This window comes from Photobacterium sp. TY1-4, from assembly GCF_025398175.1.
Classification (GTDB): Bacteria; Pseudomonadota; Gammaproteobacteria; order Enterobacterales; family Vibrionaceae; genus Photobacterium.
The window spans coordinates 940,532-953,171 of the sequence record NZ_CP099734.1 but is presented as its reverse complement, the minus strand read 5'-3'; the positions used below and the strand labels follow the sequence as shown (position 1 = coordinate 953,171).

The window sequence follows — 12,640 nt, the reverse complement described above, 5'->3', positions numbered from 1 at the left end:
ACTGCGCAGCCCGGTCAACCGGACACGCGGTGTGCATAGACCGCCACTCATCAAACACAGAAAAGAGGCATAAAAAAACCGCGCCCCGTCAAACCGGGGCACGGTTTTTGCTACATAGTCGGTGACGGAAAGGCTTACCAGCCCGTCACTTCACGCAGTGCCTTGCCAATGTCGGCCAGGCTCTTCACGGTTTTCACGCCTGCCGCTTCCAGCGCCTGGAACTTGTCGTCCGCCGTCCCTTTACCGCCAGAGATGATCGCACCCGCGTGGCCCATACGTTTACCCGGAGGCGCCGTTACACCTGCGATGTAAGATACAACCGGCTTGGTGACGTGCTCTTTAATGTAAGCCGCCGCTTCTTCTTCCGCTGTGCCGCCGATCTCACCGATCATCACAATCGCTTCGGTCGCCGGATCTTTTTCGAACAGCGCCAGAATATCGATGAAGTTCGAACCCGGGATTGGGTCACCACCGATACCGACACAAGTGGACTGGCCGAAACCTTCGTCGGTCGTTTGCTTCACGGCTTCGTAAGTCAGGGTACCTGAGCGAGACACGATGCCCACTTTACCCGCCTTGTGGATATGACCCGGCATGATACCGATCTTACACTCGTCCGGCGTGATCACACCCGGACAGTTTGGACCGATCATACGGACGCCCGCTTCGTCCAGACGTACTTTCACGTCCAGCATGTCCAGCGTCGGGATCCCTTCAGTAATGGTCACGATCAGCTTGATGCCAGCATCGATCGCTTCCAGGATCGCATCTTTGCAGAAAGGCGCCGGAACGTAGATCACAGAGGCTGTTGCACCGGTTGCTTCAACCGCTTCGCGAACTGTGTTGAATACCGGCAGACCCAAATGCGTTGTACCGCCTTTACCCGGAGACACACCGCCAACCATTTGCGTACCGTACGCAATGGCTTGCTCTGAGTGGAATGTGCCCTGACCGCCAGTGAAACCCTGACAAATGACTTTAGTATCTTTGTTAATTAGGATGGACATTATTTACCCTCCGCTGCAGCAACTACTTTTTCCGCTGCTTCAGTTAGGGATGTCGCAGCAATAATGTTCAGGCCACTCTTAGCCAGCGTTTCTGCGCCAAGTTCAGCATTGTTACCTTCCAGGCGTACCACAACCGGTACTTCAACACCGACTTCCTCGACGGCACCGATGATCCCTTCCGCAATCAGATCACAACGAACGATACCACCGAAGATATTCACCAGTACCGCTTTTACATTGCTGTCAGACAGAATGATCTTGAACGCTTCCGTGACACGCTCTTTGGTCGCGCCGCCACCAACGTCCAGGAAGTTCGCAGGCTTACCGCCGTGCAGGTTGACGATGTCCATGGTCCCCATCGCGAGGCCCGCGCCGTTCACCATGCAACCGATGTTGCCGTCCAGCGCAACATAGTTCAGTTCCCACTTCGCCGCATGTGCTTCACGCTCATCTTCTTGAGACGGATCGTGCATTTCACGCAGTTTTGGTTGGCGGTACATCGCGTTGGAGTCGATGTTGATCTTGCCATCCAGGCACAGCAGGTTGTCATCACCGGTGATCACCAGCGGGTTGATTTCCAGCAGCGCCAGATCGTAATCGGCAAACATCTGTCCCAGACCCATAAAGATCTTGGTGAATTGCTTGATTTGATCGCCTTTCAGACCCAGTTTGAACGCCAGTTCACGACCCTGGTAAGCCTGTGGGCCAACCAGCGGATCAATCGCAGCTTTGTGGATCAGTTCAGGGGTTTCTTCCGCAACTTTCTCAATTTCCACACCACCTTCAGTCGATGCCATGAAAACAATACGGCGGCTGCCACGGTCAACCACTGCACCCAGGTACAGTTCGTTGGCAATGTTTGACGCTTCTTCAACCAGAATTTTGGTAACCGGCTGACCGTTGGCGTCTGTCTGATAAGTCACCAGTTTTTTACCCAGCCACTTTTGTGCGAATGCCTTAATGCCTTCTTTGGTATCGTGCAGTTCAACACCGCCCGCTTTACCACGGCCACCCGCGTGAACCTGACATTTAACAACCCACTTGTCACCGCCGATTTTACCGGCTGCTTCCGCCGCTTCTTGCGGCGTATCGCAAGCATAACCTTCTGGAACTGGCAGACCATATTCAGCAAATAGCTGTTTTGCCTGATATTCGTGCAGATTCATGATGTTCTATCCGTTTTCATATCCCTTTGGGACTTGTTATTTCCATGTGAAATACTCTTGGGTATTTCTTCGTCTATTGTCCTACCTGGTACCGGAAAAAAGGCCGGGGGTTGAGCTTCCCCGGCCAGGCACAGGTATTAAACGTCCAGTAGCAGACGTGTTGGGTCTTCAAGAAGTTCTTTGATGGTCACCAGGTAACCCACAGACTCTTTACCATCGATCAGACGGTGATCGTAAGACAGCGCCAGGTACATCATCGGCAGGACTTCAACCTGGCCGTTCACTGCCATCGGACGATCCTGGATTTTGTGCATCCCCAGAATTGCCGCTTGTGGCGGGTTGATGATTGGCGTCGACATCAGCGAGCCAAACACACCACCGTTGGTAATGGTAAAGTTACCGCCGGTCAGCTCTTCAACCGTCAGTTTGCCGTCGCGGCCTTTAATCGCCAGCTCACGGATACCTTTCTCGATTTCAGCCAAGCTCAGCTTGTCACAGTCACGCAGCACTGGGGTCACCAGACCGCGCGGCGTTGAAACCGCAATGCTGACATCGAAATAGTTGTGGTAGACGATATCATCACCGTCGATCGACGCGTTCACTTCCGGATAACGCTTCAGCGCTTCCACCACAGCCTTCACGTAGAAAGACATAAAGCCCAGACGAATGCCATGACGCTCTTCGAAGATGTCTTTGTACTGCTGACGCAGGTTCATGATTGGCTGCATGTTGACTTCGTTGAACGTCGTCAGCATCGCCGTGCTGTTTTTCGCTTCCAGCAGACGCTCGGCAACACGCTTACGCAGACGTGTCATCGGGACACGCTTCTCGCTGCGGAGTGCCAGTGGCGCTTCAGCTTTCGCTTCAACGGCAGATGCCACAGCCGGCGCAGCTTTCTTGCCGCTTTTCACGAACGCTTCCACGTCTTCGCGGGTAATGCGACCACCGACACCGGTGCCTTTGACGTCAGCCGGGTTAATGTCGTGCTCAGCCAGCAGGCGACGAACCGCCGGGCTCAGGGCTTCACTGCTCTCTTCAGCCAGCGCCGCAGTGCTGCGCTTGTTCGGCGATGCTTCTGCTTCAGCAGGAACATCTTTCGTTGGCTCGCCCGCAACGGCACCGACTTTAATTTTGCCGATCAGCTGCTTGGTCAGGACGGTGGTGCCTTCTGCTTCCAGAATTGCTTCCAGAACACCATCTTCAGGTGCCGGTACTTCCAGCACGACTTTATCTGTTTCGATATCAACCAGAACTTCATCACGAGTCACGGCATCACCCGGCTGCTTGTGCCAAGTCGCCACTGTTGCATCTGCAACTGATTCAGGTAAATCGGGAACCAGAATTTCGATTGTCATATCCGCGTTGTCCTTTTTGTTCCAGTTCTATTCATTTATTGTCAAAGCGTCTTCAACCAACGCTTTCTGTTGTTTCAGGTGAACCGACATGTAGCCTACTGCCGGTGATGCAGAAGCCGCTCGGCCTGCATAGGTCAAGTCTGCGCCATTTGGCAACGCCGCGCGGAAGTTGTGCTGGCTTGAATACCAAGCACCCTGGTTTTGCGGCTCTTCCTGGCACCAGACAAAGTCTGTCACGTGCTGATAATCGGCCAGCGCTGCTTCCACATCCTCTTTCGGGAATGGGTACAACTGCTCAATCCGCACGATGGCAACATCAGTCTGCTCATTCTTGCGACGCTGTTCCAGCAGGTCGTAGTACACCTTACCGGAACACAGCACCACACGTTTCACTTGCTTCGGATCCAGCGCATCGATCTCACCGATAGCCGGTAGGAACGTGCCGCTTGCCAGGTCGTCCATCGACGAGATACACAGCGGGTGACGCAGCAGTGATTTCGGCGACATGACCACCAGCGGGCGACGCATCGGACGCACGACCTGGCGACGCAGCATGTGATAGACCTGCGCGGGTGTCGACGGAATAATGACCTGCATGTTTTGCTCGGCACACAATTGAAGGTAACGCTCTAGACGTGCGGAGGAGTGCTCTGGCCCCTGGCCTTCATACCCGTGCGGCAGCAGCATGGTCAGACCGCACATCCGGCCCCACTTCTGCTCACCGGAGCTGATGAACTGGTCAATCACCACCTGGGCACCGTTGGCAAAGTCACCAAACTGAGCTTCCCAAACCGTCAAACCACCCGGCTCGGCAGTCGCGTAACCATATTCAAACGCCAGGACCGCTTCTTCAGACAACACGGAGTCGAACACCTGGAACGGACCTTGTTTGTCATGAATATTGGCAAGCGGGATATAGGTGCTGGCATCACTTTGGTTATGCAGCACGGCATGGCGGTGGAAGAACGTACCGCGACCGGAGTCCTGACCGGTGATCCGGATACGGTTGCCTTCATCAACCAAGGTGGCATAAGCCAAGGTTTCTGCCATCCCCCAGTCGACCGGCTTCTCACCGTCAGCCATCAGCGTCCGGTCGTGGTACAGTTTCTGTACCCGGCTCTGCAGCTTGTGGCTTTCCGGGAACTGGCAGATACGGTGGGCAAGTTCGTTGAGGCGCTCGGCGTCGACCGCATTCGGCCAATCCACAGTCCAGTCATGGCCCAGATACGGAGACCAGTCGACGGAATGCAGCTTCATCGGACGCCACTCCTTGACCACGCATTCACCGCGATCCAGTGCATCACGATACTCGTTGATCAGGGCCGTGGCCGTTTCCAGCTCGATCGTGCCTTTATCCGTCAGGGCATCGGCGTAGATCTTGCGCGGTGTCGGGTGTTTTTTGATCTTCTGGTACATCAGCGGCTGAGTCGCATTCGGCTCATCTGCTTCGTTGTGACCATGGCGGCGGTAACACACCAGATCAATGACCACATCACGCTTGAAGGTATTGCGGAAATCCAGTGCAATGCGGGTGACAAATGCCACCGCTTCCGGATCGTCAGCATTGACGTGGAAGATTGGCGCCTGGACCATCTTGGCGATGTCGGTACAGTATTGCGTAGAGCGGGTATCGCTCGGGTTGGAGGTCGTAAAGCCGATTTGGTTGTTGACCACGATACGGATAGTACCGCCGACACGATAGCCCCGTGATTGGGACATATTGAACGTTTCAGCCACGACCCCCTGGCCAGCAATGGCCGAGTCACCGTGAACTGTGATTGGCAGAACCTGAGAGCCGTCTTTATCGCCCAGGCGATCCTGGCGCGCACGGACCGAGCCGACGACAACAGGGTTGACAATTTCCAGGTGCGACGGGTTGAATGCCAGTGCTAAATGCACGTCGCCGCCCGGAGTGGCAAAGTCTGCCGAGAATCCTTGGTGATATTTCACATCACCAGTCCCCCAGGACTCACCATGCTTGCCGGCAAATTCGTCAAACAAATCCTGAGGCTTCTTACCCAGCACGTTCACCAGCATATTCAGACGACCGCGGTGGGCCATACCGATGACAACTTCGCGGGCCCCATTGGTCCCAGCGTAGCGGATAAGTTCTTTCACCATCGGGATCATCGCATCGCCGCCTTCGAGCGAGAAACGCTTGGCACCCGGGAACTTCGCTCCCAGATAACGTTCCAGACCTTCCGCTGCAGTGAGCTCATCCAGGAAAGTGAGTTTTTCTACGTCAGTAAATGCACCCTGACCAACCACAGATTCCAGTCGCTGTTGGATCCAGCGTTTTTCTTCTGTGTTGGTGATGTGCATATATTCTGCACCAATCGACCCGCAATAAGTCTTCTTCAGTGCATCAAAGATTTCTGAAAGCTTCATGCTGTCTTTGCCGACGGCAAAGGAACCCACATTGAAGGTTTCATTGAAATCCTCTGGGGTCAGGTTATGAAAAGCCGGATCGAGATCAGGCACTCGATCTTGCTGCCATAAGCCTAACGGGTCTAAGTTTGCATGCTGATGCCCGCGGAAACGGTATGCGTTAATTAACTGCAATACCTTAACCTGCTTGGCATCAACGTCTGGATCGCTGACGGTCGCACTTAGATGGGTTGTTTCTTTCGCTAAACGCCGAAAATAATCACGAACGCGGGAGTGCGGCTGTTCGACAACAACCTCATTCACCACAGGCAACTCGCTGAATACGTGCTGCCACTCTTCGTCAACTAATTCTGGGTCGCTAAGATACAACTCGTAGAGGTCTTCTACATAAGTTGCATTGGCGCCAGCCAGGTGTGAAGACTCAAGCCAAGCCTTCATAACGCCGTTCTGCATTGTTTTCCCTTAACCACTAGTTATCGCCATTTTGCTCCGGTCTCAAGGCCGGGCTTAAAAGCTGGCTTTCGATAGCGAGTCAGAAAGCCAGCATATCGATAATTCGACTTTTTATACCGCGCGTTTCAGCAACATTGACTTAATATGGCCGATCGCTTTGGTAGGATTTAATCCCTTCGGACAGACATTTACACAGTTCATGATGCCATGGCAACGAAAAACGCTAAATGCGTCGTCAAGATCAGACAGACGTTCATCTGTGGCCGTATCACGGCTGTCAATCAGCCAGCGGTACGCTGCCAGCAAGCCGGCCGGACCGATAAATTTATCCGGGTTCCACCAGAATGACGGGCAAGATGTTGAGCAACATGCACACATAATACACTCGTACAAACCATCCAAGTGGGCACGCTCTTCCGGAGATTGCAGATGCTCACGTGCCGGCGGCAGCGACTCATCATCAATCAGGAATGGTTTCACTTTGGCGTAGTTGGTGTAGAACTGCTCCATATCGATGATCAGGTCGCGGATCACCGGCAGGCCTGGCAGCGGACGGATCACAATGGTTTTCTCGCCCATCAGCGCCGACAGCGGCGTGATACAAGCCAGCCCATTTTTCCCGTTCATGTTGATGCCGTCTGAGCCACAAACCCCTTCACGGCACGAACGACGGAAAGACAGCGTCGGATCCTGCTCTTTCAGCAGGATCAGCGCATCAAGCACCATCATATCGGAGCCATCCGGCACATCCAGGGTATATCCTTTCATGTGCGGAGCGTTATCAACGTCAGGGTTGTAGCGGTAAATTGAGAAATTCAGTTTCATAATGCTTACCTCCCTTAGTAAGTACGCGCTTTCGGCGGAAATGCCTCACGGTGAACTGGTGTCATGTTTACATCACGCTTCGACATTTGCTCTGTCTCGGGGTTGTAAATGGAGTGGCACAGCCAGTTTGCATCGTCACGCTCAGGGAAGTCGAAACGGGCATGGGCGCCACGGCTTTCGGTACGGTAGTTCGCCGCCACAGCCGTTGCATAAGCCGTTTCCATCAGGTTTTCCAGCTCCAGACATTCAACACGTTGGGTGTTGAATTCAGTCGAGGTGTCATCCAGGCGCGCATCTTTCAGACGCTCGCGGATCACTTTCAGCTCTTCCAGGCCAGTCGCCATGGCTTCGCCTTCGCGGAAGACCGAGAAGTTATTTTGCATGCAGGATTGCAGATCTTTACGGATTTGAACCGGATCTTCACCTTTCTGCGTGGTATTCCAGCGGTTCACACGTGCCAGAGAAGCTTCAATATCAGAGTCAGTCGCCGGACGCGCTTCTGCTTGGGCAGCCAGCGTTTCACCCAGGTGCAGACCAGTCGCACGACCGAAGACCACCAGGTCAAGCAGAGAGTTACCACCCAGACGGTTCGCACCGTGAACAGAAACCGAGGCAATTTCACCACAAGCGAACAGGCCTTGAACTTCCACGTCATCACCGGCTGCCGTTTGCTTCACAGCCTGGCCGGAGACCTGCGTTGGTACCCCACCCATCATGTAGTGACAGGTTGGGATCACCGGAATCGGCTCTTTGACCGGATCAACGTGAGCAAAGGTCCGAGACAGCTCACAAATCCCTGGCAGACGAGATTCCAGTACGTCTTTACCCAGGTGATCCAGTTTCAGTTTAATGTGCGGACCCCATGGGCCATCGCAACCGCGACCTTCACGGATCTCGACCATCATTGAACGCGCAACCACGTCGCGGCCGGCCAGGTCTTTGGCATTCGGCGCGTAACGCTCCATAAAGCGCTCGCCGTCTTTGTTCAGCAGGTAGCCGCCTTCACCACGACAGCCTTCGGTGACCAGTACCCCGGCACCGGCAATCCCGGTTGGGTGGAACTGCCACATTTCCATATCCTGCATCGGCACTCCGGCACGCAATGCCATCCCGACACCATCACCGGTGTTGATGTGGGCGTTCGTTGTCGACGCATAAATGCGGCCCGCACCACCTGTCGCCAGTACCGTTGCCTTGGCTTTGAAGTAGCAAATCTCACCAGTTTCCATGCACAGCGCAGTACAGCCCAGAATGGCGCCGTCCTGGTTCTTCACCAGATCCAGTGCATACCACTCCGAGAAAATTGTGGTTTTGTGCTTAATGTTTTGCTGGTACAGGGTGTGCAGCAGGGCATGGCCGGTTCGGTCCGCAGCAGCAGCGGTTCGCGCAGCCTGCTCGCCGCCAAACTCTTTCGACTGGCCGCCGAATGGGCGCTGGTAGATGGTCCCGTTATCAAAACGAGAGAACGGCAGGCCCATTTTTTCCAGCTCAATGACTGATTTCGGGCCATTTTTACACATATACTCAATGGCATTCTGATCGCCAATGTAGTCTGAACCTTTGACGGTATCGTACATGTGCCATTGCCAGTTATCCGGGTGTGAGTTCCCCAGGGCAACGGTGATCCCGCCCTGCGCCGAAACGGTGTGAGAGCGAGTAGGAAAAACTTTAGACAACAAGGCACATTTCAGGCCTTGTTCTGAAATCTGAAGTGCGGCGCGCATACCTGCACCACCAGCACCGATCACGACGGCATCAAATTCACGAACTGCAATGCTCACTTACACACCCCACACAATAAAGAAGCCAGAAAACAGGTAGACGAGAAGAATGGCAACCACGCCAAATTGGATCCCTGCACGAAGTGCGGCAGGTTTAATGTAATCCGTCAGGACTTGCCATAAGCCGATCCAGGCATGGATCATGATGGAGAACAGCGCTAGCATGGTGAACACTTTCGTGCTCAGCTTACCGAAAAACGCAGTCCAGGTTTCATAGCTCAGATCCGGCCCGAAGGCGAAAAATCCAACCATGTAGAGGGTGTAAAGCGTAAGGATGATCGCCGTTGCGCGGATCAGAATAAAGTCGTGTACACCATTACGACCAACCGTTGACACATTGTTTACCATACCAGGCCTCCTGCAAAGACAGCCAGTACCGCGACAATTGCAAAGCTGATTTTGGCGCTTGCAATCCCGGTATCCATTTCTTCAAAATATCCCATATCCATCATCAAGTGACGCACGCCTAACACAATGTGGTAGAACAGCGCCGTCAGGATCCCCCACAGCACGAATTTCACAAAGAAACTGTCAACAATGTTGGCAGCACTGGCGAAACCTTCTGGAGATGACAGGGAAAGGCTTAAAAGCCACAGAAGAATGGCAACAGCAACAAATGTGATGACACCGGAGACCCGGTGCAGGATGGACGCAATCGCCGTCAGAGGAAAGCGAATCGTCTGTAGGTCGAGGTTAACAGGTCTTGGCTTATTTACTTTCACGGTATTTGCCCACTCAGCTCCATTGAAGCATCTTATTTTTATTAAACTCTCCGGTTCGCTGAGCCAGGACAAATGATCGCAACATTTTCGTAACCTTTGGTTGCAAATATGTTTATGTAGGGAACCCAAAACACAGTTCAACCTAAGTGACTAATATTGTTGAGTACTTAAGCACTTGTATCTGGCGGCGGCGGAACCAGAGACCTGCGGCGAGTATACGCCTCGTAACAAGCAATTACAAACCCGGTTACATGACCTCTAACACGATTTCGAGATTTTGCACTTTTTTACCAAAAGTTATTAACAAGCGCACACAAAGCAGTACAAAAATTGACAAATGCGGGATCCCCCGGTACAACAACTGCACATCCGAATCTGGATCAGGATTATAAAAAGCAAAGGAGATTGTTATGGCAGACAAGAAAGCGACTCTTCATATTGAAGGGAATGCACCAGTCGAACTGCCGATTCTCGGGGGTACACAAGGGCCTGACGTCATAGATGTCCGTAAGCTTGGCGCGAGCGGCTACTTTACATTTGACCCTGGTTTTCTGGCCACAGCGTCATGTGAATCTCAAATTACCTATATTGATGGCGATAAAGGGATCCTGCTGCACCGCGGCTACCCGATCGACCAGTTAGCCAATAACGCTGATTACCTGGAAGTGTGCTATATCCTGCTATACGGTGAAGTACCGTCCCGTGCGCAATACGAAACATTCCGCACCACGGTCACGCGCCACACCATGGTTCACGAGCAAATTGCCAGCTTCTTCCACGGCTTCCGCCGCGATGCACACCCAATGGCGGTGATGTGTGGTGTGGTCGGTGCCCTGGCAGCCTTCTACCATGACTCACTGGATATTAATAACGACATGCACCGTGAAATCACGGCGTTCCGCCTGCTGTCGAAAATGCCGACGCTGGCTGCGATGTGTTACAAATACTCCATTGGCCAACCGTTTATCTTCCCGCGCAACGACCTGGACTATGCGGAGAACTTCCTGCATATGATGTTCGCAACGCCGTGTGAAGAATATGAAGTGAGCCCGGTCGTCGCCCGTGCGATGGACAAAATCTTTACCCTGCATGCTGATCACGAACAAAACGCGTCGACGTCTACTGTTCGTCTGGCCGGCTCATCCGGTGCCAACCCGTTTGCATGTATCGCTGCCGGGATTGCCTCGCTATGGGGTCCTGCACATGGCGGTGCGAACGAAGCCTGCCTGAAGATGCTGGAAGAGATTGGCAGCGTGGACAATATCCCTGAGTATATTGAGCGCGCCAAAGATAAAGATGACCCATTCCGCCTGATGGGCTTTGGACACCGGGTTTACAAAAACTACGATCCACGCGCAACTGTAATGCGTGAAGCCTGCCATGAAGTGCTGGAAGAACTGAAGATCGACGATCCACTGCTGGATGTCGCCATGGAGCTGGAACGTATCGCGCTATCAGATGAATACTTCATTGATAAGAAGCTCTACCCGAACGTGGACTTCTACTCAGGTATCATCCTGAAAGCCATCGGGATCCCGGTTTCCATGTTCACCGTGATTTTCGCGATGTCCCGGACCATTGGCTGGATTGCGCACTGGAACGAAATGCACAACGATCCGGGCAACCGTATCGGCCGTCCGCGTCAGCTGTACACCGGCTATCCACAACGTGAATTTCAACCGATCCACGAGCGCGAATAAGATCGCCGACGCTTCGGAGCGTGTTTCAAAATAAAAAGGTTGAGCATTACGCTCAACCTTTTTTTGTCCCTGTATGTTTTGTACGTTGGGTGCTTAAACCGGATTATCAATATCGATAAAACTGACGTCGAGGCCATGGGTTTGCGTCAACCACTCGCCCAACGCTTTTACCCCGTACCGCTCCGTCGCATGATGACCGGCGCTATAGTAATGAATGCCCAGCTCACGTGCGCTATGTACTGTGCGCTCGGAAATCTCACCCGAGATAAACGCATCCAGCCCACGCTGTGCAGCCAGCTCAATAAAGTCCTGTCCCCCGCCAGTACACCAGCCGACCGTCTTAATTTCAGCAGGCCCACCTGGAATGTGCAGCGGCTCACGGTGCAATGCAATCGCCAGCCGGGAAGCCAGTTCCTCACCGGTTAGTGGCCGGTCAAACTGACCATACACGCTGACCGACTGCGGATTTCCGGCTTCCATACCACCCAGCACCTCAATCTCAAGCAATTTTGCCAATTGGGCGTTGTTCCCTAATTGCGGATGGACATCCAGAGGCAAATGATAAGCGTACAGGTTAATCCCGTGATCAATCAACGCCTTAATACGACGAAACTTCATCCCGCGAATTTCCGATGGCTCACCTTTCCAGAAATACCCGTGATGGACCAGCAACGCATCCGCCTGCGCTTCGATCGCGCGATCAATCAAAGCCTGGCTGGCCGTCACCCCGGCGATCACTTTGCTAACTTCAGTTTTCCCTTCGACCTGTAACCCATTTGGACAATAGTCTTTGATCAGGTGCGGGCTGAGCAGCTCGTTCAGCACTGCTTCCAATGTTAGATGATTCATTCGTGCTCCCTCTTGTCACTCCCGAATAGTTTATCCTATCTCCGGGTCAGGAGCAGCCTCCGTGTCATGCAACATTCCTCGACCGGCGGTCCAGTTACCGGCGCCATGCCTTGGATTATGTTACAGTGATCAGTACAGCTGTTGCGTGCCATGCTCCGACTCTTTCAACCAGACCGGCTTGGTGCTGGTTTTGGTCCAGAATCGGTGCATCAGACTGTAGAAAGATGCGCGCTTGGGTTTCGGCAACAGCAACATCAATGGCAGTGCTGCGATCCCGAGCAGAACCACACCGAGCCGGCGCGTCAGAATATGAAGCAAAGAATAGGGCTGGTACATATAGCCTCCCATCTGGTCTAACCTGTTATTAAGCTAATCCAAAAGTCGCTTCGACACT

11 protein-coding genes are annotated in these 12,640 nt (G+C 53.3%); 1 reads left to right on the top strand and 10 read right to left on the bottom strand.

Annotated elements, in window-relative coordinates; all coding sequences use genetic code 11:
• Nucleotides 1-134 precede the first annotated feature (134 nt).
• From sucD to sdhC, 8 genes are all read right to left on the bottom strand, one after another.
• Nucleotides 135-1,007: a succinate--CoA ligase subunit alpha gene (sucD, locus tag NH461_RS04700; RefSeq protein ID WP_261602101.1), complete on the bottom strand. Its 873-nt coding sequence runs from the start codon at nucleotides 1,005-1,007 to the stop codon at nucleotides 135-137.
• Entirely contained in the window at nucleotides 1,007-2,173 is a 1,167-nt protein-coding gene (sucC, locus tag NH461_RS04695) for an ADP-forming succinate--CoA ligase subunit beta (protein ID WP_261602100.1), read from the bottom strand. Before sucC ends, sucD begins: the two co-directional genes overlap by 1 nt.
• Before the next feature lie 137 nt (nucleotides 2,174-2,310).
• Nucleotides 2,311-3,528 carry a 2-oxoglutarate dehydrogenase complex dihydrolipoyllysine-residue succinyltransferase gene (gene odhB, locus NH461_RS04690; protein WP_261602099.1) on the bottom strand — a complete coding sequence of 406 codons (1,218 nt, stop codon included), beginning with the start codon at nucleotides 3,526-3,528 and terminating at the stop codon, nucleotides 2,311-2,313.
• A 27-nt stretch (nucleotides 3,529-3,555) separates the two neighbouring features.
• Nucleotides 3,556-6,369, bottom strand: a complete 2,814-nt coding sequence (gene sucA, locus NH461_RS04685) for a 2-oxoglutarate dehydrogenase E1 component (RefSeq protein WP_261602098.1) — start codon at nucleotides 6,367-6,369, stop codon at nucleotides 3,556-3,558.
• A gap of 111 nt (nucleotides 6,370-6,480) precedes the next feature.
• A complete protein-coding gene (locus NH461_RS04680; protein WP_261602097.1) occupies nucleotides 6,481-7,194 on the bottom strand; it encodes a succinate dehydrogenase iron-sulfur subunit in 714 nt (237 codons plus the stop codon).
• A 14-nt stretch (nucleotides 7,195-7,208) separates the two neighbouring features.
• Nucleotides 7,209-8,975, bottom strand: coding sequence for a succinate dehydrogenase flavoprotein subunit (gene sdhA / locus NH461_RS04675; protein ID WP_261602096.1), 1,767 nt, complete (start codon nucleotides 8,973-8,975; stop codon nucleotides 7,209-7,211).
• Nucleotides 8,976-9,323 (bottom strand): succinate dehydrogenase, hydrophobic membrane anchor protein, encoded by a 348-nt coding sequence (sdhD, locus tag NH461_RS04670; RefSeq protein WP_261602095.1) that lies wholly within the window; start codon nucleotides 9,321-9,323, stop codon nucleotides 8,976-8,978.
• Nucleotides 9,317-9,697: a succinate dehydrogenase cytochrome b556 subunit gene (gene sdhC, locus NH461_RS04665; RefSeq protein WP_255389820.1), complete on the bottom strand. Its 381-nt coding sequence runs from the start codon at nucleotides 9,695-9,697 to the stop codon at nucleotides 9,317-9,319. Before sdhC ends, sdhD begins: the two co-directional genes overlap by 7 nt.
• Nucleotides 9,698-10,107: 410 nt before the next feature.
• Here sdhC and NH461_RS04660 point away from each other — a divergent pair, with 410 nt between their 5' ends.
• The gene (locus tag NH461_RS04660) at nucleotides 10,108-11,397 is read left to right on the top strand and encodes a citrate synthase (RefSeq protein WP_261602094.1); all 1,290 of its coding nucleotides are present in this window, start codon (nucleotides 10,108-10,110) and stop codon (nucleotides 11,395-11,397) included.
• 93 nt (nucleotides 11,398-11,490) lie between these two features.
• Here NH461_RS04660 and NH461_RS04655 read toward each other — a convergent pair whose 3' ends face one another.
• Nucleotides 11,491-12,246, bottom strand: a complete 756-nt coding sequence (locus NH461_RS04655; RefSeq protein WP_261602093.1) for a Nif3-like dinuclear metal center hexameric protein — start codon at nucleotides 12,244-12,246, stop codon at nucleotides 11,491-11,493.
• A gap of 129 nt (nucleotides 12,247-12,375) precedes the next feature.
• Nucleotides 12,376-12,594, bottom strand: coding sequence for a YbfA family protein (locus NH461_RS04650; RefSeq protein ID WP_261602092.1), 219 nt, complete (start codon nucleotides 12,592-12,594; stop codon nucleotides 12,376-12,378).
• Between the last annotated feature and the right edge of the window lie 46 nt (nucleotides 12,595-12,640).